This window comes from Microvirga zambiensis WSM3693 (assembly GCF_016735695.1).
GTDB classification, from domain to species: Bacteria; Pseudomonadota; Alphaproteobacteria; order Rhizobiales; family Beijerinckiaceae; genus Microvirga; species Microvirga zambiensis.
Genome location: NZ_JAERQD010000018.1, coordinates 53457 through 77494, shown reverse-complemented (window position 1 = coordinate 77494; position 24038 = coordinate 53457). Strand labels below are relative to the sequence as shown.

24 protein-coding genes and 1 tRNA gene are annotated in these 24038 nt (G+C 66.1%); 12 read left to right on the top strand and 13 right to left on the bottom strand.

The genetic code is table 11. The features are described from left to right. Window positions 1–4 precede the first annotated feature (4 nt). The 4 genes from JKL46_RS15470 to JKL46_RS15455 all read right to left on the bottom strand — a co-directional run bounded on the left by JKL46_RS15470 (window position 5) and on the right by JKL46_RS15455 (window position 3290). Entirely contained in the window at window positions 5–1285 is a 1281-nt protein-coding gene (locus JKL46_RS15470; RefSeq protein WP_201834348.1) for a beta-ketoacyl-ACP synthase, read from the bottom strand. Between the two features lie 11 nt (window positions 1286–1296). Continuing rightward, window positions 1297–2421 (bottom strand): beta-ketoacyl-ACP synthase, encoded by a 1125-nt coding sequence (locus JKL46_RS15465; protein WP_201834346.1) that lies wholly within the window; start codon window positions 2419–2421, stop codon window positions 1297–1299. Beyond that, window positions 2421–2882, bottom strand: coding sequence for a 3-hydroxyacyl-ACP dehydratase FabZ family protein (locus JKL46_RS15460; RefSeq protein WP_201834344.1), 462 nt, complete (start codon window positions 2880–2882; stop codon window positions 2421–2423). The genes JKL46_RS15465 and JKL46_RS15460 overlap by 1 nt, the downstream gene beginning before the upstream one ends. Window positions 2883–3008: 126 nt before the next feature. Beyond that, on the bottom strand, window positions 3009–3290 hold the full coding sequence (locus JKL46_RS15455) for an acyl carrier protein (protein ID WP_099510087.1): 282 nt from the start codon (window positions 3288–3290) through the stop codon (window positions 3009–3011). Between the two features lie 307 nt (window positions 3291–3597). Here JKL46_RS15455 and JKL46_RS15450 point away from each other — a divergent pair, with 307 nt between their 5' ends. Next, window positions 3598–4320, top strand: a complete 723-nt coding sequence (locus tag JKL46_RS15450) for a fused DSP-PTPase phosphatase/NAD kinase-like protein (RefSeq protein ID WP_201834342.1) — start codon at window positions 3598–3600, stop codon at window positions 4318–4320. 177 nt (window positions 4321–4497) lie between these two features. Here the strand turns inward: JKL46_RS15450 and JKL46_RS15445 are convergent, their stop codons facing one another. Further along, window positions 4498–6279, bottom strand: a complete 1782-nt coding sequence (locus tag JKL46_RS15445) for an ABC transporter ATP-binding protein (RefSeq protein ID WP_201834340.1) — start codon at window positions 6277–6279, stop codon at window positions 4498–4500. Window positions 6280–6470: 191 nt separating this feature from the next. Here JKL46_RS15445 and JKL46_RS15440 point away from each other — a divergent pair, with 191 nt between their 5' ends. Beyond that, window positions 6471–7097: a LysE family translocator gene (locus JKL46_RS15440; RefSeq protein WP_201834338.1), complete on the top strand. Its 627-nt coding sequence runs from the start codon at window positions 6471–6473 to the stop codon at window positions 7095–7097. Between the two features lie 164 nt (window positions 7098–7261). On the opposite strand, the gene JKL46_RS15435 is transcribed toward JKL46_RS15440, so the two are convergent. Further along, window positions 7262–9658, bottom strand: coding sequence for a transketolase-like TK C-terminal-containing protein (locus JKL46_RS15435; protein WP_201834336.1), 2397 nt, complete (start codon window positions 9656–9658; stop codon window positions 7262–7264). 123 nt (window positions 9659–9781) lie between these two features. On the opposite strand from JKL46_RS15435, the gene JKL46_RS15430 reads away from it, so the two are divergent. After that, window positions 9782–10276, top strand: a complete 495-nt coding sequence (locus JKL46_RS15430; RefSeq protein ID WP_201834334.1) for an Lrp/AsnC family transcriptional regulator — start codon at window positions 9782–9784, stop codon at window positions 10274–10276. A gap of 127 nt (window positions 10277–10403) precedes the next feature. On the opposite strand, the gene JKL46_RS15425 is transcribed toward JKL46_RS15430, so the two are convergent. Then, a tRNA-Gly gene (locus JKL46_RS15425) sits at window positions 10404–10478 on the bottom strand. A gap of 161 nt (window positions 10479–10639) precedes the next feature. Between JKL46_RS15425 and JKL46_RS15420 the strand changes: the two genes are divergently transcribed. The 4 genes from JKL46_RS15420 to JKL46_RS15405 are packed head-to-tail and all read left to right on the top strand — an operon-like array spanning window position 10640 to window position 13060. Then, a complete protein-coding gene (locus JKL46_RS15420) occupies window positions 10640–11179 on the top strand; it encodes a prolyl-tRNA synthetase associated domain-containing protein (RefSeq protein ID WP_201834332.1) in 540 nt (179 codons plus the stop codon). A 39-nt stretch (window positions 11180–11218) separates the two neighbouring features. Beyond that, on the top strand, window positions 11219–12115 hold the full coding sequence (gene trxA / locus JKL46_RS15415) for a thioredoxin (RefSeq protein WP_201834330.1): 897 nt from the start codon (window positions 11219–11221) through the stop codon (window positions 12113–12115). Between the two features lie 26 nt (window positions 12116–12141). After that, a complete protein-coding gene (locus JKL46_RS15410; RefSeq protein WP_201834328.1) occupies window positions 12142–12813 on the top strand; it encodes an LON peptidase substrate-binding domain-containing protein in 672 nt (223 codons plus the stop codon). Window positions 12814–12838: 25 nt separating this feature from the next. Continuing rightward, on the top strand, window positions 12839–13060 hold the full coding sequence (locus JKL46_RS15405) for a Trm112 family protein (protein WP_201834326.1): 222 nt from the start codon (window positions 12839–12841) through the stop codon (window positions 13058–13060). A 238-nt stretch (window positions 13061–13298) separates the two neighbouring features. On the opposite strand, the gene JKL46_RS15400 is transcribed toward JKL46_RS15405, so the two are convergent. Next, on the bottom strand, window positions 13299–14183 hold the full coding sequence (locus JKL46_RS15400) for an HpcH/HpaI aldolase/citrate lyase family protein (protein WP_201834324.1): 885 nt from the start codon (window positions 14181–14183) through the stop codon (window positions 13299–13301). 87 nt (window positions 14184–14270) lie between these two features. On the opposite strand from JKL46_RS15400, the gene JKL46_RS15395 reads away from it, so the two are divergent. The 3 genes from JKL46_RS15395 to JKL46_RS15385 are packed head-to-tail and all read left to right on the top strand — an operon-like array spanning window position 14271 to window position 16660. Further along, a complete protein-coding gene (locus tag JKL46_RS15395; protein ID WP_201834322.1) occupies window positions 14271–15014 on the top strand; it encodes a DUF429 domain-containing protein in 744 nt (247 codons plus the stop codon). Between the two features lie 10 nt (window positions 15015–15024). Continuing rightward, the gene (locus JKL46_RS15390) at window positions 15025–15966 is read left to right on the top strand and encodes a threonine/serine dehydratase (protein ID WP_201834320.1); all 942 of its coding nucleotides are present in this window, start codon (window positions 15025–15027) and stop codon (window positions 15964–15966) included. 13 nt (window positions 15967–15979) lie between these two features. Beyond that, window positions 15980–16660, top strand: a complete 681-nt coding sequence (locus tag JKL46_RS15385) for a carbonic anhydrase (RefSeq protein WP_201834318.1) — start codon at window positions 15980–15982, stop codon at window positions 16658–16660. 221 nt (window positions 16661–16881) lie between these two features. On the opposite strand, the gene JKL46_RS15380 is transcribed toward JKL46_RS15385, so the two are convergent. Both JKL46_RS15380 and JKL46_RS15375 read right to left on the bottom strand, forming a co-directional pair. Then, a complete protein-coding gene (locus tag JKL46_RS15380; protein ID WP_201834316.1) occupies window positions 16882–17913 on the bottom strand; it encodes an aspartate-semialdehyde dehydrogenase in 1032 nt (343 codons plus the stop codon). A gap of 265 nt (window positions 17914–18178) precedes the next feature. Then, window positions 18179–18661 (bottom strand): GNAT family N-acetyltransferase, encoded by a 483-nt coding sequence (locus JKL46_RS15375; RefSeq protein ID WP_201834309.1) that lies wholly within the window; start codon window positions 18659–18661, stop codon window positions 18179–18181. A 120-nt stretch (window positions 18662–18781) separates the two neighbouring features. Between JKL46_RS15375 and JKL46_RS15370 the strand changes: the two genes are divergently transcribed. Next, window positions 18782–19576, top strand: coding sequence for a hypothetical protein (locus JKL46_RS15370; protein WP_201834307.1), 795 nt, complete (start codon window positions 18782–18784; stop codon window positions 19574–19576). Here JKL46_RS15370 and JKL46_RS15365 read toward each other — a convergent pair. After that, window positions 19554–20678, bottom strand: a complete 1125-nt coding sequence (locus tag JKL46_RS15365) for a sulfite oxidase (RefSeq protein ID WP_201834305.1) — start codon at window positions 20676–20678, stop codon at window positions 19554–19556. The two genes, JKL46_RS15370 and JKL46_RS15365, sit on opposite strands and share 23 nt — an antisense overlap. A 151-nt stretch (window positions 20679–20829) precedes the next feature. On the opposite strand from JKL46_RS15365, the gene JKL46_RS15360 reads away from it, so the two are divergent. Beyond that, a complete protein-coding gene (locus tag JKL46_RS15360) occupies window positions 20830–21174 on the top strand; it encodes a hypothetical protein (RefSeq protein WP_201834303.1) in 345 nt (114 codons plus the stop codon). 50 nt (window positions 21175–21224) lie between these two features. On the opposite strand, the gene leuB is transcribed toward JKL46_RS15360, so the two are convergent. Both leuB and JKL46_RS15350 read right to left on the bottom strand, forming a co-directional pair. After that, on the bottom strand, window positions 21225–22331 hold the full coding sequence (gene leuB / locus JKL46_RS15355) for a 3-isopropylmalate dehydrogenase (RefSeq protein ID WP_201834300.1): 1107 nt from the start codon (window positions 22329–22331) through the stop codon (window positions 21225–21227). A 281-nt stretch (window positions 22332–22612) separates the two neighbouring features. Beyond that, complete coding sequence (locus tag JKL46_RS15350) at window positions 22613–24037, bottom strand: serine/threonine protein kinase (protein WP_201834298.1); 1425 nt, start codon at window positions 24035–24037, stop codon at window positions 22613–22615. Window position 24038 lies beyond the last annotated feature (1 nt).

The window sequence follows — 24038 nt, the reverse complement described above, 5'->3', positions numbered from 1 at the left end:
GGTCTCAAGCTCCTTTCGGCTCGGCCCCGAAGACGAGGCAGGTGTTCTGGCCGCCGAAGCCGAAGGAATTCGAGAGCACGTAATTCACGCTCGCATCGCGCGCCACGTTCGGCACCACGTCGAGGGGAATTGCGGGATCCGGCACCTGATAATTGATCGTCGGCGGAATGCGGCCCGTCCCGAGCGTCAGGAGCGACATCACCGCCTCGACAGCGCCGGCGGCGGTGAGCGTGTGGCCGATCATCGACTTGTTCGAGGAGATCGGAAGATTGGCCATGCGCTCGCCGAACACGGCGGTGCAGCTCATGGCCTCCATCTTGTCGTTCTCCGGCGTCGAGGTGCCGTGAGCATTGATATAGTCGATATCGTCCGGCGCGAGGCCGGCGTCGTCGAGAGCCTGGCGGATCGCCGTGATCGCGGGCATGCCGTCCGGCGAGGAGCGGGTTCGGTGGAAGCCGTCGCCCTTCTCGCCGCAGCCGAGCACATAGCCGAGGATTGTCGCGCCGCGCGCCTTTGCGCTCTCCGCGTTCTCCAGCACGAGCGCAGCACCCCCCTCTCCCATGACGAAGCCGTCGCGGTTCTTGGAGAAGGGCTTCGACGCGCCTTCCGGGTTCTCGTTCTGGGTCGAGAGCGCCGAGAGCAGCGAGAAGCGGATGAGCGATTCCGGATTGACCGAACCGTCGGTGCCGATGCAGAGCGCCGCCTGCGTCTCGCCGCGGCGGATCGCCTCGACGCCGAGCTGGATCGCGGTGGCGCCGGACGAGCAGGCGGTGGACAGCGAGATCGGCGAGCCCTTGGTGCCGAAGCGGTCGGCGACCCGGTCGGCCACCGTGCCGAAGATGAACAGATCGTGCCAGGGCTTGAAGCGGCCCGTGGCCGCCGCCTGGAGAAGATCCTTGTAGGTGACTTCGCCGGTCTGGCCCGACGCTTCGGCCAAGGCCTCGCGCTGCGGCCATTCCATCTCGACCGGCGGCACGGCGATGAAGAGTGCGCCCGGGAAGTCCTCCTGGGCGAGGCCCGACTGGCCCACCGCCTCCTCCGCCGCCAGCATGGCGAGGCGCTCGGAGAGCATCGGCGCGCAGAAGGGCTCCACCTCGACCGAGTCGATGGTGCCTGCGATCGTGGTGCGCAGGCCTTCCGTGGGGAAGCGGTTGATGCGGTGGATGCCGGATTTGCCGGCCGTTAGGGCGGCCCAGGTGTCGTCCTTGCCCTGGCCGAGGGACGTGACCACGCCCATGCCGGTGACGGCGACGAGGGGACGGCCCTGTTGATCGCGAAGCGCCATTGCCTTCTTCCTCAAGCTTTGGTGATGCGGATGGCGCCTTCGCCGCGCCAATGGCCGACGGAGGTCACGAGCGCCTCGCCGGCCTTGCCCCCAGCGATCAGCCCTGCGGCGAGCGCGACGCCCGTGGCAGCCTGGGCCTCGAGCGTATGGCCCACGAGATCGCCGGTGGCATGCACGGCAGCCTTCGGCGCGATGTCCTTGAGCGCCGCCTGCTCCTCTTCCGTGATGCCCTTGATGCCGGTGGCGCCGGACAGCACGAGATCTGGCTTCGCATCAAGTTGCTTCGACAGGGCGTGGAGCGCTCCCTCGACGCTGCCGGCCTTGCGGCGTGAGCGGTCGGAGGCGACGCCGGCAAGAACCGCCAGCGGCTTTGCGCCGCGCGCCGTCGCATGCTCGCGGGATTCGAGAACCAGGAAGCAGGCGCCCGAGCCGAGGATCATGCCGCCGCCATCCGCCGGGCGCTCCCAGACGGAGGCATAGGGCTTCTTCCAGAGGAACCCGCCCATCTCGTAGATGAGCAGCACGTCGGGACGCTCCGCATTGTAGGCGCCGCCGACCAGAAAGATGTCGTCCTGCCCCGAGGCGATGCGCTCGCGGGCGATGCGGATCGCATCGACCCCGCTCGATTCCTCGCCCATGAAGGTGCGCGAGGCTCCGGTGACGCCGTGGACGATGGAGATGTTGCCTGCCAGGAGATTGGAGAGCTGCGCGAGAAACAGCGTGGGGCGCAGATCGCCCATCAGGCGCTCGTTGAGGAAGATTCCGGGATTCTCGGCCTTCGCCAGGCCGGTGAGGATCTGCCCGTCGACCGCGTAGTCGCGCTCGCCGCCGCCGGCAGCGACGATGAGCTGCATGCGGCTCTTGAGGGCTGCATCCTCCTTGGCGCCTGCGGCATCGAGCGCGAGGCCCGCGGCATAGCAGCCGAGCCTCTGCCAGGCTTCCATCTGCCGCTGGTCGGATTTCTTGGGGATCTGCCGGTCCCATTCCAGGGTGCCGACTGGATTGACGGTGAAGGGTGCGAAGGTCTCCGCATCCCTGTTCGAGGCGCCCCCGCTCGCCAGCGCCGTCAGATGCGCCTCCAGGCCTTCTCCGGCGCTGGAGACGAGACCTACGCCCGTGATGACCACATCCCGCATCAAATATTCTCCTCGAGGAGGCCGATGCGCGTGGCTTGCGCACGCATCAGGCCGTCCATGCCTTCCGGGAAGGGCATGATCCGGAAGCGCAGCTCCGCGTCGCAGATCGGCTTGCCCTCGGCCGCGATCTTGGCCTTGGTCACCGCATAGCCCGAGCCCTCGTGCTCCAGCTGCGCCGTGACGGTGAGCACCGTACCCGGTCCTACGAAGGTGCGGAAGCGCGCCTTGTCGACGCCCATCAGGAACGGCATGTGGGTGAAGCCCATCAGGCCCAGCACGAGATAGCCGGAGGCCTGAGCCATGGTCTCGGTGAGAAGGACGCCGGGCACGAGGGGGTGGCCGGGGAAATGCCCTTCGAAGACGGGGCTGTCCTGCGGAACGGTGGAGGACGCTTCGATCCGCTTCGCATCGCGGTCGAGGCTCGTCACCCGGTCGATCATTTCGAAATATTCGAGGCGCATCCGGCTCTCTTACCCTCTTGCTCCCGGCAGGTTCAATGGGAAGAGAATCCATGAGGCGGAGGGGCTGATGGATCGCCTCTTCGAGCCGGCCTCGATCGGCCGGCCCGCCGGGATGATTGATGTATCTTATGCCTGCTTGGCGGCAACCAGCGCGTCGATGCGCGACACGAGGTTCTTCAGGACGAAATATTCCTCGGCCGGGGCCTTGCCCTCGTTCACTTCCTGCGTCCACTGCTCGAGCGGCAGCTTGATCCCGAAGGCCTTGTCGATGGCGAAGGCGATGTCGAGGAAGGCAAGGGAATCGATGCCGAGATCCTCGATGGCGTGGCTCTCGGGCGTAATCTGCTCGCGCGGGATATCGGCGGTTTCCGAAATGATGCCGGCGACGGTCTCGAAGGTGGACGACATGACGCCGCTCTCCTGAACTGCTTGTTGGTCTCAACGATCCAGCGCCGGCAAGCTTTCGAAGGCCCGGTGTCCAGCCGCTCTTTTCGTCAAGGAGGGTTGTTTCGAACGGCACCCCTTACACGAGAGGCGAGAGACCGGCAACCGATTGGTTGCATCTGCCGGCTCAGCTTCGATTCGAAGGCCCGAATTTCGCCTGCGGCAACAACTTGGGACTTAAGCAATTGATTAATCGGCTGCCATCGTCGATAAGGGCGGCCTTCGGCCAAACCGAATTATCTTACATTTAAGACAGATTGCTCGGATCCACGTGTTCAACAGGTTCCTCAAGCCTGAAATCCGCTATGCCCGCCGAATGGCCCGCATCGCGCGCTGGGATCGCCCTGTGGAGGGGCTGTCCGGGCGGCTGCGTGCCTGGGCTCACATGCTCGTCGCCGATCACGGGGTCTTCCGTCTCTTCTACCTGAACAAGCATCAGGTCACCGACCAGCTGTGGCGATCGGCCCAGCCGGCGCCACATCAGATCGCCGCGCTTAAAAGCGAGGGCGTGCGGACGATCATCAACCTGCGCGGCGGGCGCGAGCATGGCTCCTGGCAGCTCCAGAAGGAGGCCTGCGAGCGGCTCGGCATCCATCTGGAGGAATTCGTCGTCCGCTCCCGCGGAGCGCCGGACCGGGAGACGCTGCTCTCCGCCAAGGAATTCTTCGACAGGATCGAGTATCCGGCCGTCCTGCACTGCAAGTCGGGCGCGGACCGGGCCGGCTTCGTCGCCGCCCTCTACCTCGTGGTCTTCGAGGGCAGGTCCATCGACGAGGCCCAGCGCCAGCTCTCCATGCGCTACGGCCATTTCCGCTTCTCGAAGACGGGCATCCTCGACGAGTTCTTCGATCTCTACCGCCGCGAAGGCGAGGCCAAGGGCATCCCCTTCCTGACCTGGATCGAGACCCGGTACGACGCCGAGGCCCTGGAGCGGAACTTCCGTCCCAGCTTCTGGTCGAGCCTGCTGGTCGACAGGATCATGCGGCGCGAATAGCGCGCAGGCCCACCCTGAGAATCAGGCAGGAAAACCTCTGCACGTCATGGCCGGGCTTGTCCCGGCCATCCCGATCGTTCGAACCACGGCGCTTCATGCAATCGAGATCACCGGCACCGATCCCCGGATCAAGTCCGGGGACGTGACGACGTGGGAAGGTGATGGTCGGCCGAGCCCTTAAGACGACGCCACGAGGCTCGGCTCGTCGTCGGACAACTGCAGGCGATGCAGGCGGGCGTAAGTGCCGCCCCTGCCGATCAGAATCTCGTGCGATCCCGTCTCCGCGATGCGCCCGTTCTCCATCACCACGATCTTCTCGGCATTGCGCACGGTCGAGAGCCGGTGGGCGATGACGAGGGTGGTGCGGCCCTTCATCAGGCGGCGGATGGCATCCTGCACCAGGCGCTCCGATTCGGAATCGAGGGCGCTGGTCGCCTCGTCGAGGAGCAGGATCGGCGCGTCCTTGAGAAAGGCGCGGGCGAGCGAAATCCGCTGGCGCTCGCCGCCGGAAAGCCGCCCGCCCCCGGGCCCGACCACCGTGTCGTAGCCGTCCGGCAGCCTCATGATGAAATCGTGCGCCGCGGCGGCCTTGGCCGCGTCCACGATCTCCTCGTCGGTGGCGTCCGGGCGCCCGAAGGCGATGTTCGCCCGCACCGTGTCGTCGAAGAGAATCACGTCCTGGCTCACCACGGCGATGTCGCGGCGCAGGCTCGCCAGGGTCACGTCGCGCACATCCTGCCCGTCGATCAGGACGGCACCCTGGTTGACGTCGTAGAGGCGCGGCACGAGGGCGAGCAGCGTCGACTTGCCCGAGCCGGAGCGGCCGACGAGGGCCGTGGTCTCGCCGGCCTCGGCCACCAGATTGACGCGGTCGAGGGCGACCGCCTCGCCGTCATAGGAGAAGGAGAGATTCGTGAACCGGATCTCGCCGCCCGAGAGCTTGAGCGGCCTGGCATCGGGCCTGTCCTGGATGCGCGGCGTCTCGTCCATGATCGCGAAGGTGCGCTGGAGCGCGGCGGCCGCTTCCTGAACGATGGCGTTGAGGTTGCCGAGGGCCCGGACTGGCTGCGCCGCCATGACGAGGGCGGTGACGAAGCCGGTGAAATCGCCGACCGTGCTGCCGCCGGACAGAATCCGGTGCCCGATCAGAACGAGCACGATGGCGACCGCAAGGCCGCCGCCGGTCTCGAGGATGGGATCCATCCGCCCGCGGGCATTGGCGGCCTTCATCTTCAGGGCGCGCACGTCGTCGAAGGTCTTGGCCGCCTTCGCCTTGAGATAGCGCTCGAGCCCGTAGGTCTTGGCGATCCGGGTGCCGGCGAGGCTCTCGGTGATGAGGCTCGCCATCAATCCCGACTGTTCCTGGGTCGAGATCGCGACCCGGCGCAGTTTGCGGCCGATCTTGTTGACGGGATAGGCGAAGAAAGGCGCGATGACGGCTGCCACGATCGTCAGGACCGGGTCGATCCACAGCATCGCCCCGATCAGGGCGATGATCGTGGTGATCTCGCGCAGGAACACGGTGGAGAGGCGGGTGAGCGCCTCCCGGATGAAGGCGAAATCCGTGGTGAAGCGCTGGGTCAGCGCGGCCGGGCTCTCGCGTCCGATCTGGGCGAGATCCGCCTCGATCATGTGGCCGTAGAGCGCCGTCTGCATGTCGGCCTCGATCCGCGTCACCACCTTGTTGGTGAGGATCGTCAGCGCGAGCAGCGAGAAGCCCTTCACGGAGGTGACCGCGATCACGAAGAGCGGCGCCAGCGCGATGGCCTGCGCATCCTTGGCGTCGAAAGCATCGAAGGCGGCCTTGATCAACACCGGATAGAGGCCCGTCGCGCCGGAGACCAGCACCACGAGCAGCAGCACCAGGGCCAGCGTCTTTGCGTGCGGACGCATCCAGTCCCGCCACAGGCGGCGGATCAGCGGAAGGGTATCGCCCCGGAGGAGGCTTTCACGGGCCATGCTCTGCCTAAATCTTTTTCTGAATCTGTTGCTTTGGCTGGCTCGCGGTTAGCACGCCTTGGCCCGTACCGGCAAATCCAGAACCGTCCTGGGTCTCTGCAAGCGCTGCTTTGCCGCTTCCCGGCAGGGGCGATGCCCTCGACAGGAATGAGGTTCTGTGGCTGCATGGCGCGACCAAACAGGGAAATACCATGACGCTCGAGACTTGGCTCGCCTTCACCGCCGCCTCCGCCGTGCTGCTCGTCATTCCGGGTCCGACGATCCTTCTCGTCGTCTCCTATGCCCTGGGACAGGGCTGGCGCACCGCCCTGCCCATGGCGGTCGGCGTGGCGCTCGGGGATTTCACCGCCATGAGCCTGTCGCTCCTGGGGTTAGGCGCGGTGCTTGCGGCCTCGGCCAGCCTGTTCACCGTGCTGAAATGGTGCGGTGCCGCCTATCTGGTCTGGCTCGGGATCAAGCTCTGGCGGGCCGGCGGAGCGCTCGACGCCAAGCCGCGCACGGATGCCGTCTCCGCGCTGAAGATGCTGGGCCATGCCTGGCTCGTCACGGCGCTCAACCCGAAGGGCCTGACCTTCTTCATCGCCTTCCTGCCGCAGTTCATCGACCCGAAGTCGGATTTCCTGCCGCAGATCGGCTTGTTCGGAGCGACCTTCCTCACCCTCGCCTTCGCGAACGTGATCACCTACGCCCTGATCGCCTCGCGGGCCCGCAGCGTGGTGCAGAGCCCGCGGACCATGCGCGTGATCAACCGCACCGGCGGCAGCCTCCTGATCGGCGCCGGCGTCGCGACGGTGGCGCTGAGAGCTGGGCAGGCCTGAGAGTTTGACCATACCCCTAAGCCCTCATCCTGAGGGCTGCCGCAGGCGGCGTCTCGAAGGACGAGGGCGCCTCCAGTGAGCACTTGATCCTCCTTCGAGACGCAGCTGCGCTGCTCCTCAGGATGAGGTCAGAGAAATCTCCTGTAGGCGCCGAACCGCTTTCATCACACCGCCCGCAAATGCCGGATCGGCCGGCCGGGGGCGATCATCTCGGCGGCGGCGATGATGCCATGGGCGTCGATGCCGAAATGGCGGTAGAGGTCCTTGATCGTGCCGGTCTGGCCGAAATGCTCCACACCCAATGAGCGCGTGCGGTGGCCCATGACCGAGCCCATCCAGGCGAGCGTCGCCGGATGGCCGTCGATGACGGTGATCAGCCCGCAATGGGGCGGCACGTCGCCGAGCAGGCGTTCCACATGTGAACGGGCATGGACGAGGCCGCGTTCGCGGGCGCGCTGCGCCGCCGTCCAGCCGGCATTGAGCCGGTCGGCCGAGGTGATGGCCAACAGCCCGATGTCGCGCCGGTCCTCGGCCATGAGCCCGACCGCCTCGATCGCTTCCGGCGCCACGGCGCCGGTATAGGCGACGACGACCTGGGCGTTCGGCCCGGGCTTCCTGAGCCAATAGGCGCCGGCCCTGATGTCGGAGGCGAGCTCCGGCGTCATCGCGCGCTGCGGCTGCTCGAGGCTGCGGGTCGACAGGCGTAAGTAAACCGAGCCGCCGGTCTCGTCGCGCAGCCAGGTCTGCTCGTCCGCCTCGCCCTCGCCGTCGCGCTGCAAGTAGTCGAAGGCCCAGCGCATGATCACGGCGAGCTCGTCGACGAAAGCGGGTTCGAAGGAGGCCAGGCCATCCTGCGCCATGCCGACGAGCGGCGTGCCGATGGATTGATGCGCGCCGCCCTCCGGCGCCAGCGTCACACCCGAGGGCGTGGCGACGATCATGAAGCGGGCATCCTGATAGCAGGCATAGTTCAGCGCATCGGCGCCGCGATAGATGAACGGGTCGTAGAGCGTGCCGATGGGCAGGATCCGCTCGCCGAAGAGGGAATGCGAGAGGCCGAGCGCCGAGAGCAGGATAAACAGGTTCATCTCGGCGATGCCGAGCTCGATATGCTGGCCCCCCGGCGAGAATTCCCAGTTGTAGGTCGAGGGAATGCGCTCCTTCTTGAAGGTGTCGACCAGGCTTTCGCGGGCGAACAGGCCGCGCCGGTTGACCCAGGCGCCGAGATTGGTCGAGACCGTCACGTCGGGCGCCGTGGTGACAATGCGGGAGGCTAGCGCCTCGTCGGAGCGGGCGAGCTCGTTGAGGATGAACCCGAAGCCCTGCTGGGTCGACATGGCGGGATTGGCCGGGAAGGAAAGCCGCTCCGGCACCGGCACCTGCGGCGCGGCGTAGCGCCTCGTGCCCTTCTGGACGAAGGGCACTTCGGCCAGGAACCTCTCGATCTCGGCCTGCGGGGTCTTCAAGCCCTCGAACTTGTCCCATTCATGGCCGGGACGCACCCCTTGCGTCTTCTGCCAGGCTTCCATCTGGCCCGGCGTCAGCAGACCGGAATGGTTGTCCTTGTGGCCGGCGAGCGGCAGGCCGACGCCCTTGATCGTATAGGCGAGGAAGCAGACCGGACGGTCGTGCTCTCTCGCCTTCTCGAAGGCGTCGAGCAGGCTCGGCAGGTCGTGGCCGCCGAGATTGGACATGAGCTGCGCCAGTTCCTCGTCCGAGCGCTTCTCGATCAGCCGCGTCACCGGGCCCTGATCGCCGAGGTCGTCGAGCAGGCGCTTGCGCCAGGCGGCGCCGCCCTGATAGGTCAGCGCGGAATAGAGCTGGTTCGGGCAGGAATCGATCCAGTCCCGCAGACGCTCTCCGCCGGGCTCCTTGAAGGCCGCCTGCATCAGCGCGCCGTGCTTGAGGATCACCACCTCCCAGCCGAAATTGCGGAAGAGCGACTCGAAGCGCTCCCACAGGCCCTCGCGGATCACCGCGTCGAGGCTCTGGCGGTTGTAGTCGATGATCCACCACGTGTTGCGGATGCCGTGCTTCCAGCCCTCGAGCAGCGCCTCGAAGATGTTGCCCTCGTCCATCTCCGCATCGCCCACGAGGGAGATCATGCGGCCTTCGGGCAGGTCCTTGGCCCAGCCATGGGCCTTGACGTAATCCTGCACCAGGCTGGCAAACAGCGTCTGCGCCACGCCGAGGCCGACCGAGCCGGTCGAGAAATCGACGTCGTCCACGTCCTTGGTGCGGGAGGGATAGGATTGCGCACCCTTGTAGCCGCGGAAATTCTCCAGCTTCTCGCGGGTCTGGCGCCCGAAGAGATATTGGATCGCGTGATAGATCGGGCTGGCATGAGGCTTCACCGCCACCCGGTCCTCCGGCCGCAAGCCGGAGAAATACAACGCCGTCAGGATCGTCGAGAGCGAGGCCGAGGAGGCCTGATGCCCGCCGATCTTCAAGCCGTCCTCGTTGGACCGCAGGTGATTGGCGTTGTGGATCGTCCAGGTCGAGAGCCAGAGCACCTTGCGCTCGAGTTCCTTCAGAATGCTCAGGTGCCGTGCGTCGGCCATGGCTTCCTCCCAATTCTTGGGAGAAGTCTAACGCGGGGTGCTTGGCAGACGAGATCAAATTGACGGTCTTGCGCGGATTATTTTAACTCATTTCACCAATTTTGACTGCGTATTTGGTGAATCATGGCAGATCGCAAGCTCGACGATATCGACCGCCGCATCCTGGCCGCGTTGCAGGCTGACGGTCGCATGACGGCCCAGCAACTGGCCGACCGGGTGGGCCTCTCGCCCTCTCCCTGTGCGCGGCGCGTGCGCCTGCTGGAGGAGGCCGGGATCGTGAAGGGCTATGTGGCCGTGATCGACCAGGCCAAGGTCGGGCTGCCGATCAGCGTCTTTGCGTCGGTCAAGCTGGAACGGCAGCGGGAGGACGATCTCGACCGCTTCTCGCAGGCGGTCGCGCGCTGGCCGGAGGTGGTCGATTGCTATCTGATGACCGGGCAGAGGGACTATCTGCTGCGGATCGTAGTGGGCGATCTCGAGTCCTACGAACGCTTCATCAAGGATAAGCTGACGCGTCTCGACGGCGTGGCCTCGATCGAGTCGAGTTTCGCCCTGGGACAGGTGAAGCGGTCGAACGCGCTGCCGATCCCCCTGCTCGCCTCGAAACGAGCCGAATGAAGCAAGGATAGTGCGGAGCATCGGATGAGATCCCAAAAGCGGGTCCGCTTTTGGATCCGATGCTCTGGGCCAGACAGCAAAAAACCGCCCGAAGGCGGTTTTTGGAGTTCCAGTGGGTTCTGGAAATTGGAGCGGGCGAAGGGATTCGAACCCTCGACCCCAACCTTGGCAAGGTTGTGCTCTACCCCTGAGCTACACCCGCGCTCCGCGACGCCGAGGCGCCGTTGCGAGGCCCGTGATGTGCCCGAAATCGCGGCGCTTTGCAAGAGGGGCGGGCAGAACTTTTCCGGCAAACCCTTGAGCCTGCCCTTGAGCCTGCTTCATCCGGTCGCTAGAAGCCCAAGCAAGATTTGGAGGTTCGCCTTGACCCATCTCTCCCCGCAGGAACTTCTGGATCGCCTGTCCTCGCTCGGCATCAAGGCCGAGACCGTGGAGCACGCGCCGGTCTTTACCGTGGCCGAATCGAAATCGGTCAAGGAGCAGGTGCCGGGCGCCCATTCCAAGAACCTGTTCGTGAAGGACAAGAAGGGTCGCTTCTTCCTGATCTCCGCCAAGCACGACACCGAAATCGACCTCAAGCGGACGCACGCGGCCATCGGCGCCACGGGCCGCCTGTCCTTCGGCTCGGCCGAGCAGCTGCGCGCCCTGCTCGGGGTCGAGCCCGGCTCAGTCACCGCCTTCGCGGTGGTGAACGATACGGAAGGCAGGGTGACGATGGTGCTCGACGCAAACCTGATGGAACATGAGCGGGTGAACTTTCACCCGCTGATCAATTCCATGACCACCGGCGTGTCGCGGGAGGATCTGATGGCGTTCCTGCACGCCACGGGGCACGATCCGCTCATCTTGCGCCTGCCGGAGCCGGCGGCGGAATTGCCAGCCGACGCTCAAGCTCCCATTTAGGGATCGTTCCTTCCACGACTCTCACTTTTCGAGGATCGCATGCTCTCCGACAATCCCGTTCCCTCCGACGATCTCGTGAAGGACACCACCACGGCGACGTTCCGCCAGGACGTGCTGACCGAATCCATGCAGCAGCCGGTGCTGGTGGATTTCTGGGCGCCCTGGTGCGGGCCCTGCAAGCAGCTCACCCCGATCCTGGAAAAGGCCGTGCGCGCCGCCGGCGGCAAGGTGAAGCTCGTCAAGATGAACATCGACGAGCACCCGCAGATCGCCGGCCAGCTCGGCGTGCAGTCGATCCCCGCCGTCTTCGCCTTCCAGCGCGGCCAGCCAGTGGACGGCTTCATGGGCGCCCTGCCGGAAAGCCAGATCAAGGGCTTCATCGAGCGCCTCGTCGGGCCGCTCGGGCCGAGCGCGGTGGATGAACTGCTGGCCGAGGCCGACGGGCTGGCGGCGGAGGGCGATATCGGCGGAGCGGCCGAGCTCTATTCCGGCGTCCTCGCCCAGGACCCGGAAAACGTGGCGGCCCTTGCCGCCCTCGTGAAGCTCCATGTGGAAGTGGGCGATCTCGAGGGCGCGAAGAGCTTCCTCGCCATGGCGCCGGAGACCAAGGCCAACGATCCGGCCATTGCCGGCGCGCGGGCGGCGCTCGAGCTCGCCGAACAGGCGGGCTCGCTGGGCGACCTCGCGGATCTGCAGCGCCGGATCGAGGCCGATCCCGCGGACCATCAGGCCCGGTTCGATCTCGCCGTCGGCCTGAACGCCCGTGGAAGACGCGAAGAAGCAGCCAATCACCTCCTTGAAATCGTCCGCCGCGACCGCAATTGGAACGAGGACGGCGCACGCAAGCAGCTCGTCCAGTTCTTCGAGGCCTGGGGCCCGACGGATGCGATGACGCTGGCAGGACGGCGGAGGCTCTCCTCGCTCCTGTTCTCTTGACGCCATAAGCGCTTTGGGAGATCCGGATGGGAATGAACGCGGTATACCGAGGGCCGGAGGATTGCCCGTCGGTCATCCCGGTTTTCCCCCTGCCCGGCGCGCTGCTGCTTCCGCGCGGCCAGATGCCCCTGAACATCTTCGAGCCGCGCTATCTGGCGATGGTGGATGAGGCGCTGAGGGGCGAGCGCGTCATCGGCATGGTGCAACCCGATGCCGACAACGATTCCCATGCCACAGTCCCGAAGCTCTATCGGGTCGGCTGCGCCGGGCGCATCACGCAGCTCGCGGAAACCGGGGATGGGCGCTACCTCGTCACGCTGATCGGCGTCGCGCGCTTCCGCATCGAGGAGGAGCTGGCGCAGAACGATCTTTTCCGGCGCTGCCGCGTGAGTTTCGAGCCCTTCGGCTCCGACTTCACGGCGCGGGCCGGAGAGAACGAGGTTGACCGGGCAGGCGTGGTGAAAGCCCTGCGCGACTTCGTCGAGGCGGTGCACGTGAAGGTCGATTGGCGCGGCATCGAGGAGGCGCCGAACGAGGCGCTCGTGAATGCGCTCTGCATGATGAGCCCCTTCGGCGTGCGCGAGAAGCAGGCCCTGCTCGAGGCGCCGAACCTCAAGACCCGCGCGGAAGTGCTGATCGCACTCACCGAGATCGAGCTCGCCCGCGGCGGCGCCGGCTCCGACTCGACCCTGCAATAGACGAGCTACCTTAGGAATAACGACGATGGTGCCCGAGACCACCCCGAGCGACGAGCCTCAGCCCGTGGAGGCGACGCGGATCGATCCCAAGCTCCTGGAGCTTCTCGTCTGCCCGCTCACCAAGGAAACCCTTGAATACGACGCCGCCCGGCAGGAGCTGATCAGCCGCCGCGCCAAGCTCGCCTACCCGATCCGCGACGGCATCCCGATCATGCTGCCGGAAGAGGCAAGGCCGCTGGGGGATTGAGTTCGTTCAAGACGCTGTCATCCCGGACGCTGCAGGCGATCCGGGATCGTCGGACGAGAGTAGCGCGGGTATCCCCTCCCTCCTTGTGGGGGAGGGCTAGGGAGGGGGTGTGAGCGCCATGCTGGTTCCAGTCTTGCGCAGCACCCCCCTCTCCACCTCTCCCCCACAAGGGGGGAGAGGGTCCCAGCGCCTCGTCCTGCATGCGATCCCGGATCGGCTTCGCCGTCCGGGATGACGCTCACTCCCCTCTTCCCGCAATCGCCTCAGCCAGCGCCAACGTCCTCTTCGCCATTTCCGCGTGCAGCCGCTCGACCATGCGGCCGTTGAGGCTGATCGCGCCCTTGCCAGCGTTCTCCGGCTGCTCGAAAGCAGCCACGATGGCGCGGGCATTCTCCACCTCGCCGCCGGAGGGCGCGAAGATCTCGTTGGCGGCGGCGATCTGGTCCGGATGGATCAGCGTCTTGCCGTCGAAGCCGCAATCGCGGCCCTGCTCGCATTCGGTGCGAAAACCCTCCGCATCGGACAGGCTGTTGTAGACCCCGTCGAGAATATCGATGCCGTGCGCCCGCGCGGCAGCGAGCGCGCTCATCAGCCAGGGCAGCATCGTCGCACGGCCCGGCAGCAGGCGGGCGCGGGTGTCCTTGGCGAGGTCGTTCGTGCCCATCACGAAGCAGGACAGGCGCGTGTCGACGTCGTGCGCAGCACTCGCGATCGATTCCGCCCGCAGGATCGCGAGCGGCGTCTCGATCATGGCCCAGATCCGGGTGCGCTCGGCTGCGCCGAATTTGCGCAGGCGCAGGCCGACCGCCGCGAGCGGCTCGGCAGAAGACACCTTCGGCACGAGGATCGCATCCGGCGCCGCAGCAATCGCCGCGGCGAGATCCGCCTCGCCCCAGGGCGTGTCGAGCGCGTTGATGCGAATCACCAATTCCCGCTTCCCGTAGCCGCCCGCCTGCACAGCGGCGCAGACTTTCTCACGCGCCTCGGCCTTCGCATCGGGCGCCACCGCGTCCTCGAGGTCGAAGATCACCACGTCCGCGGCGAGCGATTTGGCTTTCTCGATGGCCCGCGCATTGGAGCCGGGCATGTAAAGCGCGCTGCGGCGCGGACGAATGGGGGTCATGGCGTTTTCCTCGAGCGACAGAGCGGTTTTAGTGGTGGTCCACGGGGAAGAACAGTGTCATTCCCGGCCTGCGGAGGAACATCAGGTATGTGGGTTGCGGGCGTCGACGGCTGCCGCGCCGGCTGGATTGCGGTGCTCATGCGGGTGGAGGATCCGAACGTCCATCGCATCGTCACGGCACCGACGCTCGAGGCCATTGCCGATGCGCCGGAGCATCCGGCCGTGATCGCCGTCGACATGCCCATCGGCCTGCCTGAGCGCACACAAGGCTCGGGGCGCGCGCCGGATCAGATGATTCGCCCTCTCCTCGGCGAGCGGCAATCCTCCGTCTTCGCCATCCCCTCGCGCCGCGCCGTCGAGGCCATGGACTATGCCGAGGCCTGCACGATCGCCGCCGCCACCTCGGATCCGTCGCGAAAGGTCTCGCGGCAGGGCTTTGCCATCTTCCCGAAGATCCGCGAGATCGACGCGCTGCTGCGCGCAAGGCCCGATCTCGTGCCCCGCATCTACGAAGTCCATCCCGAACTCGCCTTCTGGGCCCTCAACGGCCGCCGGGCTCTCACCCAACCGAAGAAGGTGAAGGGCACGCCTCATAGACCGGGCATGGATCTGCGGCGTGACCTTCTTAAGGAGTCCGGCCTTCTGCCCGGCGCCCTGATCGAGGCCCTTCCGCCGCGCGGTGCCGCCCAGGACGATCTGCTCGATGCGCTTGCGGGGTTGACCGTGGCGCTCGATCTCGCGAGAGGTGGAGGACAATCCTTTCCCGACCCGCCCGGCCGCGACGCTCACGGCCTGCCCGTCGCCATCTGGACGCTCCGCCCAAAGCCTTGAAGGTTCGACCATGACCATCACCCGCACCGAGATCGAAGCGGCCCATGCCCGCATCGCCCCCCATATCCGCCGCACACCTCTCCTGAACTTGGGAAGCGCCTTCGGTCATGACGGGCCGGTGAGCCTGAAGCTGGAATTCCTGCAGCATGCGGGCTCGTTCAAGACCCGCGGCGCCTTCAACACCCTGCTGTCGAACGAGGTGCCGGTGGCCGGCGTCGCGGCCGCGTCCGGCGGCAATCACGGTGCGGCGGTGGCCTATGCGGCGAAACAGGTCGGCGTGAAGGCGCGCATCTTCGTGCCGGAGATCTCGAGCCCCGCGAAGATCGCCGTCATCCGCTCGCACGGGGCGGAGGTGGTGATCGGCGGCGCGCGCTATGCGGACGCCCAGGATGCCTGCGATCTTTATGTGGCCGAGAGCGGCGCGCTGCGCATCCATCCCTTCGCGGCCGAGAGCACCGTGACCGGCCAGGGCACGGCGGGGCTCGAATGGGAGCAGGACGGCCCTGCCCTCGACACGGTGCTGGTGGCGGTGGGCGGCGGCGGCCTCATCAGCGGCGTGGCAAGCTGGTGGGCCGGGCGGGTGAAGGTGGTGGGTGTCGAGCCCGAAGGCTCGCGCGCGCTCCATGCGGCGCTCGAAGCGGGCGGTCCCGTCGATGTGGACGTGGATTCGGTCGCCGCCGATTCGCTCGGCGCGAAGAACACCGGCGATCTCGTCTATTCGATCTGCCGCCGGAGCGTCGATCACGTGGCCCTCGTTGCGGACACGGCGATCCGCGACGCCCAGCGGCTCTTGTGGCGCGACTATCGCATCGCGTCCGAACCCGGAGGCGCCGCGGCTCTGGCAGCGCTCATCTCCGGGGCCTATAAACCCCGCTCGGGCGAGCGCGTCGGCGTGCTTCTGTGCGGCGCCAATGTCGAGCTCGCCAAGCTTGCCGAGATCACTCATCCGTAATGGAAGGACGACCATGTTCCCGCAACGTCTGACCGAAGGCTACCGTGCGTTTCTCGACGACCGCTTCCCGCGCGAGAAGAACCGCTTCGAGGCTCTCGCGGAAAAAGGCCAGTCGCCCGAGGTCATGATCATCGGCTGCTGCGACAGCCGCGTCTCGCCGGAGGTGATCTTCGATGCGAGCCCGGGCGAGATGTTCGTGGTCCGCAACGTGGCCAATCTCGTTCCGCCCTTCGAGACCGGCGGCGATTTCCACGGTACCTCGGCGGCGCTCGAATTCGCCGTGCAGGCGCTTCGCGTGAAGCATATCGTGGTGCTGGGACATGCCCGCTGCGGCGGCGTACGCGCCTTCGCGGACGATACCGCACCGCTCTCGCCGGGCGACTTCATCGGCCGCTGGATGAGCCTCATCAAGCCGGCCGGCGAGCGGCTGGGACCGAACAAGGGCGATCTCGAGGACTATCTGCCGCGGCTCGAACTCGCCGCCGTCGAGAACAGCCTGAAGAACCTGATGACGTTCCCCTGTGTGCGCATCCTCGTCGAGCGCGGCAAGCTCCAGCTCCACGGCGCCTATTTCGGCGTCGCGTCCGGGGTGCTGCTGGTGCGCGATCCCGAGACCGGGGAATTCAAGCCGGCGGTGGAAGGTGTTCCAGAGCGGTTTTCGATGTTTTCGGCGCGCGACGCGGGGCCGCTCTGAGAGGTTTGTCTCTCTGTCATTCCGGGGCGCCGCAGGCGAGCCCGGAATCCATAACCGCTGATGGTTCAGAAATAGACGCGGCGCTGCTCGTTCATTCTTGAGACATCGTGTTTATGGATTCCGGGCTCCGCTGCGCGGCCCCGGAATGACAGTGGAGAGCACTTCAGAAACGAAAATGGCCGGGACGAGCCCGGCCATTGCGATAACGATCGATCGACGACTTAAGCCGCCTGCTTCTTCGGCTTCAGCAGGCCGCGATTGGCCATGGCTTCGGCGATCTGGACGGCGTTGAGCGCCGCGCCTTTGCGCAAGTTGTCGGAGACGCACCAGAAGGACAGGCCGTTCTCGACCGTGATGTCCTCGCGGATGCGGGAGATGTAGGTGGCGTCTTCGCCCGCTGCCTCGTGCGGGGTGATGTAGCCGCCGGGCTCGCGCTTATCGACCACCATGATGCCGGGCGCCGCGCGCAGGATATTGCGCGCCTCATCCGCCGTGATCGGCTTCTCGAACTCGACGTTGACCGCTTCCGAATGGCTGATGAAGACCGGCACGCGCACGCAAGTGGCGGTGAGCTTGATCTTCGGGTCGAGAATCTTCTTGGTCTCGGCCACCATCTTCCACTCTTCCTTCGTGTACCCGTCCTCCATGAACACGTCGATGTGCGGGATCAGGTTGAAGGCGATGCGCTTGGGGAACTTCTTCTCCTGCACGTCCTGCAGGGAATAGAGCGCCTTGGTCTGGCGGTCGAGCTCGTCCATGCCATCCTTGCCGGCGCCGGAGACCGACTGGTAGGTGGCGACGACCACGCGCTTGATGGTGGCGGCGTCATGGAGCGGCTTCAAGGCCACGACGAGCTGGGCCGTGGAGCAGTTCGGGTTGGCGATGATGCCCTTCTTCATGTCGCGCAGCGCCTCGGCGTTCACCTCGGGCACCACCAGCGGCACATCCGGGTCGTAGCGCCAGGCGGAGGAGTTGTCGATCACGACCGCGCCCTGGGCGGCGATCTTCGGCGACCATTCCTTGGAGACCTCGCCGCCGGCGGACATGAGGCAGATATCGACATCGGAGAAGTCGTAGGTGTCGAGGGTCTTCGTCTTGAGCGTCTTGTCGCCGTAGGAGACTTCCGACCCCTGACTGCGGCGGGAGGCCAGCGCCACCACCTCATCGGCCGGGAAGGCCCGTTCCGAGAGGATGCTCAGCATCTCGCGGCCCACATTGCCGGTCGCACCGACGACGGCGATCTTGAAACCCATTGGACTTCTCCTGTTGTCGCTCTCCCCGGAAACCGAAAAACCCTGTTCGGGTGTCGCCTCTCGCCCCGAGGGAGAGAGGACCGGGGACGACGAGGCTTATTCGGCTGTTGTCGCAGCCGTTGTGGCGGTTTTCGTTTTGCTCGTCGTCTGAATGAGCAGCGCCATTGCCATCGTCCATCTGAAAGCCCGGACCGGGCTTCGATACGCCGCCAGCAACACACCAAAGTCACGCTGCCGTCAAGCGTTTCCTCGCCCGCAAAAGCTTTCAATCGCCGGTCAGCACATCGGTCGAGAGATTGAAGCGGTAGAAGACCTTGTTCATCCGCTCGGCGCCGAGGCGCTCGTAGAAGGCCTGCGCGCCGGCATTGGTGCCGTCGGTGGTGAGATCGATGCGCGTCAGCCCCTGCGCCCGGGCGAAATCGGCGAGCCAGCGCATCAGCACGACGCCCACCGCCTGCCCACGGGCGTGGCTGTCCACGAAGAGTTCCTTGACGAAGAGCAGACCCGTGAGCCGGAAGCCGGGCCGCAGCACGGCAAAGCAGGCAAGGCCCACGGCGCGGCCATCGCGAAAGGCCAGGGCATAGCGCGTGCCCTCCGCTTCCCGCATGGAGCGCTCGACCATCGCCCGTGTGGGCTCGAGGGGCTGCGCCACCTCGGGGCCGACATAATGCAGGTCCACCGCACGGACCAAGGCTGCGACCTCGGCCGCGTCCTCCGGAGTGGCAAGGCGGACGGCGATATCGGGCATGCGGGACTCTGATCGGTTAAGCTCTGGTTTACCTTGCTTAGCAAAACCTTTCGATGCCTGGCCAGTGTCACGCTAGAACATGTTGATGACAGGGTTTCGGGACTTGATTGGTTTTTAGCGATGCCGCGGGCGGTTTATGCGGAATGGGATGAGGAGGACGTCGCCGATTGGGTCGACGAGCGGCCGTCCCGTCGCCTGCGCCGGAAGCGTCTGCCCTGGTTTCGCATCGTCCTGATGTCGTCCTGCAGCATAGCCGGGCTCGTCTATTTCGCCCTCGAACGCGAGCAGAACGGGCGTCCGGCCGAGCGCGCGAAGGCCGTTCCCACCGCGGCTCTGCTGGCCCCCGCCCCGTCCTGGACGCCGCTGCCGGCCTCAGGCCCGGTTTATTCTCTCGCCAACGCCCCCGGTCAGATGACTTCCGAAGCGCGCCAGCATGCGGACGGGGCGCGGGAGGATAGCCTGATCCTCGGACGCTTCGGCGATTTCCGCTATGCGCAGCTTGCGCTCACACAGGGAAATGCCGAGACGGCGGGGAGCTTCTACATCGACATCGTCCGCCGGGCAGCCCGATCGGGCCTCGCAGTGGCGCATCTGGGCCAGGGTCGCATGATCGCGACGAAGTTCGGCCCGGTCGAGGCCGCTCCCCTGACCCTGTCGGCCAGGACCGAGCAGGCCTGCCAGGCCTTCCGCTTCACCGACGAGGATTCCGCCTTCGCCTTCCAGGGCTGGCTCTGCGGTTCCGTCGCCCCCGACGACGCGCAGGTGGCCTGCTTCATCGACGGCCTCACGCTCACAGGCGGCAGCAATCCGTCCCTGAAGGCCGTGTTTGTCCGGGCCGAGCGCAACCGCACGGAAGCCTGCGGGCCGGCCGCCCGCACCGCCTCGGTCGCCGTCAAACCTCCGGCCCGACCGTAATCCGCACCCGGTGCATGACGTTGCAGCCGTAGCCGTTCGGGTTCCAGTTGGCGGCATGGAAGGGCTGGGCGCGTCCTTGGGAATCGGTGGCGCGGGCAAAAATCTCGTACGTGCCGTCGCCCGGCAGAGGCAGGGAGGCCTGCCAGCGCACCCAGTCGTAGCGATTGCGCGGCTTCGTCATCGTCGCCTCGACCCAGGTCGCACCGCCATCGAGGGTCACATCGACCCGCGCCACGCCATCGTCGCCGGCCCAGGCTGCACCCCGAACCGCGAGGGAGCGCGTGCCTTCGGGAAAGCGCGCGCCGTCGGCAGGCGAAGACAGGATGCTGCGCACTGGCATCGATTCGAGAACACGCAGCGCGACTCCCTTGCCGTCGGAACCCGGCGCCAGGGGATTTACCGGCAGGCGATAGGACAGGCCGGTCATGCCCGGTCCGTCATGCTCGCGATCGCGGATCCAGATCCGGGTAAGCCATTTCTGGCTCAACGATCCCGGCCAGCCCGGCACGATGAGACGCAAAGGGCCGCCATGGAGGAAGGGCAAGGGCTCGCCGTTCATGGCCCAGACGAGGAGCGTGTGCTCCTCGAGAGCCTTGGCGATCGGTACCCCGCGGGACATGGCCTGGTGCTCGCGGCTGCCATGCTTGTCGGGATCGGCTCCGAAATGGCCGGTGAACAGGGCGGTTTCCTTCAGGCCCGCTTCGCGCAGGACGTCGCCTAAGGAAATGCCCGTCCATTCGGCGCAGCCGGCGCCGCCATTCGTCCAGGGATTGCCTTCGGCTGCGGGTTCGAAGAAGGAGCGGCCGTTGCCGCCGCATTCGAGCACCATGCGGTAGGTCTTGTGCGGGAATCGACGCTTCAGATCCGCGAGCGTCAGGTGGAGCGGGCGCTCTACCTCGCCATCGATGACGAAGCTCCAGGCTTCCGGATCCTCAACGGGCTCGGGCATCAGGCCATTGTTGCGCACGAAGAAGTGCGCGATCGGCGTCGTCTCGTCGTCGAGCAGCTCCTCGGGCGTCTCGGCGACCAGCGGGAGTTCGCCCAAAAGGCTCAGACCCTTTTTTACCGATAGAGCGCCACCAAGCTTGGGTTTATCCTGCATCGGCCGTTGCCCCTCTTAAGCCCACCGTAACGTTACGCTTCGACGGAACCATTTTAACAGCCTCGCCTTGTTCTGACAGTATCCGACGGTATCTGCACGTGTTGACGGCGCACAACATGAAGGTCCATGCGCCATTCTTGGAGGTTCACCCATGCGCCGCTTCGCACTTTTGGGTTTGGCTTCATTGGCTGCGCTCACCGCGCTTTCGGTGGCGGCGGATGCACAGACCCGGGATCGCCCCCTCGTTCTCCGCGTCCAGCCCCGCAGCTTCCTCGATCCGGGGCCGGTCGTGCCGGTCGGCTCGATCAATCCGGGCTATACGGGCTATGGTCAGGCCCAGTCCTATCTGTCGACCCCGCCCTATGCTCCCAACGGCGCGGGCTTCGGGGTCGCCACGCTGCCAGATCCGATCACCAACGGACCTTACGTCGGATCGCGCAATCCCTTCCCCATGTTCGGCGTTCCGGATGTCGGGGTGACGGGCTCGATCCGATAATCACCCTTTGAAAAAGAAAGCCCCGGGCCGTGGCCCGGGGCTTTTGCTTTTTACGACTGGGCTTCCAGTTCCTTGACGATGGCGTCGCCCACGTCCTGCGTGCCGACCGCATTCGCGCCTGGCGCCGCGATGTCCTTGGTGCGGGTGCCGGAGGCGAGCACGCTGGCGATCGCCTTGTCCAGGCGATCCGCCTCGTCGGTGAGGCTGAAGGAATAGCGCAGAGCCATGCCGAAGGAGCCGATCATGGCGATCGGGTTGGCGAGGCCCTTGCCGGCGATGTCCGGCGCGGAGCCGTGCACCGGCTCGTAGAGCGCCTTGCGCTTGCCGGTCGTGGGATCCTCCGCGCTCAGCGATGCGGAAGGGAGCATGCCGAGCGATCCGGTGAGCATGGCGGCGATGTCGGAGAGAATGTCGCCGAACAGGTTATCGGTGACGATCACGTCGAACTGCTTCGGATTGCGCACCAGCTGCATGGCGCAGTTGTCGGCGAGCACGTGCTCGAGCTGGACGTCCGAGAACTCGGCCTTGTGGATGCGGGTGACAACCTGGCGCCAGAACACGCCGGTCTTCATCACGTTGAACTTTTCGGCCGAGGAGACCTTGTTGCGGCGCTTGCCCGCGAGATCGAAGGCGACGCGCGCGATGCGCTCGACTTCGTGGGTGTGATAGAGCTGCGTGTCGACGGCGCGCTGGGAGCCGTCCTCCAGGGTCACGATCTCCTTCGGCTCGCCGAAATAGACGCCGCCGGTCAGCTCGCGCACGATCATGATGTCGAGGCCTTCGACGACTTCGCGCTTGAGCGAGGAGGCATCGGCGAGCGCCGGATAGCAGATCGCCGGACGTAGGTTCGCAAAGAGGCCGAGATCCTTGCGCAGGCGGAGAAGGCCGGCCTCGGGACGCACCGCATAGGGAACCGTGTCCCATTTCGCGCCGCCGACGGCGCCGAAAAGCACCGCGTCTGCCGCCTGAGCGCGATCCATGGCCGCTTCCGAGATCGCCGCGCCGTGCGCGTCATAGGCCGAGCCGCCGACGAGATCCGTCTCGGTCTCGAAGCCGACGCCCCGCTTGCGGAACCAGCCCACAATCTTCTCGACCTCGCGCATGACCTCCGGGCCGATGCCGTCGCCGGGGAGAAGGAGAAGCTTGTGCGTTGCCATGTTGCAGTGTCCTCAGCTCGATTGTTCGCTTCGTCGTCCCTGTCTTACCGAACTCAAACCTCATCCTGAGGAGGATTGCGTGAGCAATCCGTCTCGAAGGAGGATCCAGTGCCCTCTGGAACCTCCTTCGAGACGCAGACTTCGTCTGCTCCTCAGGATGAGGTCTTGGAAGAGAGCATCTCACGCGAAGGCAAGACGTGGATGGCCGGGTCGGTCCCGGCCATGCCGAGAGGGTTTAGGCGCGCGACCCTTGCCTTGGCAAGCATTTGTCGTGTTGGCCGTTAGGCGAATTCGCCGGAAATATCCGCCATCCGCCGGTCCCTCGGCGTCCGCACCACGGTCACCGAACAGGGGGCTTCCGCCACCACCTGGGACGAGACGCTGCCGAGATAGCGCCGGAGCGCCGAGGAGGCGCGCGCACCGATCACGATGTGATCGACATTGTTGCGGCGGGCATAATCGACGAGGGCCGCCGCCGGGTCAGGCGCCTCCAGCACGCTGTAGGAGATCCTCTCGCTCGGGATGTCGAGCGTGGCGCCCCAATGCCTGAGCTGCACGAGGCGTTGGACATGCAGGCTCCTCCCCTCCTCGTCCTCCAGGATATCCACCGCGATGCGGGAGGTTTTCAGGACATTGACGCAGGCGATGCGCGCCTCGCCCTCGATGGACAGGATCCGCCCGATCATCAGGCGCTGGGCCTCGGCGAGATCCTCGGCTCCGGGCGACAGATCGATGGCCACGAGCACGATGGGCGCACGGGACAATTGGCCCGCGATGTTGGGTGCCTCGAGAGGCTGAGCCTTTCGCGCCTTGAGCCAGCGCCGGAACGTCTTCACCCCGCCGTCCCGTTCCAGGCGTGCGGCACGCTCCGTGAGCTTCACATGCGCAGGATTTTCCAGGTCGAGCGCGAGCAGGGCCGCGGTGGCATAGCGATCCTGCGGATCGACCTCGAGGCAGCGCAGGATCACCTCCTGCAGCCAGGGCGGGCAATCCGGGGCGAGTGCCCGCGGCGGCACCGGATCGCGCCACAGGCGGCTGCGGATCTGGCCGCCGCGCGGATTGCCGAAGGGGCGCTTTCCCGTAACGAAGAAATACAGCATCACGCCGAGCGCGAAGAGATCGCTGCGCGGATCCGCCCGATCCTGCAGCACCTGTTCCGGCGCCATGTAGGGCGTCGTCCCGAAGGGCTCGCGGAACTCCTCGGCCAGAAGGTCCGGCAGGCGCTCGTGGCGGGCGAAGCCGTAATCGATGAGAACCGCCTCGCCGGTCTCGCGGATCATCACGTTGCTCGGCTTCACGTCGAGATGGATCACATGCTGCCGATGGAGGTCGTGCAGCGCATGCGCCACCTTCGCGCCGATAGTGACGACCTCGGGCCAGGGCAGCGGCACCGCGTCGAGATGTTTTTTGAGCGATTCGCCGGGGATCCGCTCCATGACGATGTAGGGCATCGGCTCGAGCGGACCGGTCGCCACGAAACGGGGCACGTGCACGCCCGAAAGGCGCGGCATGATCATCTGCTCGGTCTCGAAACAGACGATGGGCAGGGGATCGTCGCTGTCGACGAGCAGCGGGATCTTCATGACCAGCGGCGTCGGATCGCCTTCCCGGGTGACCGCCCAGAGCTGCGCCATGCCGCCGGTGCCGAGATGTTCGAGAAGCGTGAACCCGTCGATCTCCGTTCCGGGGCTGAGGCGCCAGCGCATG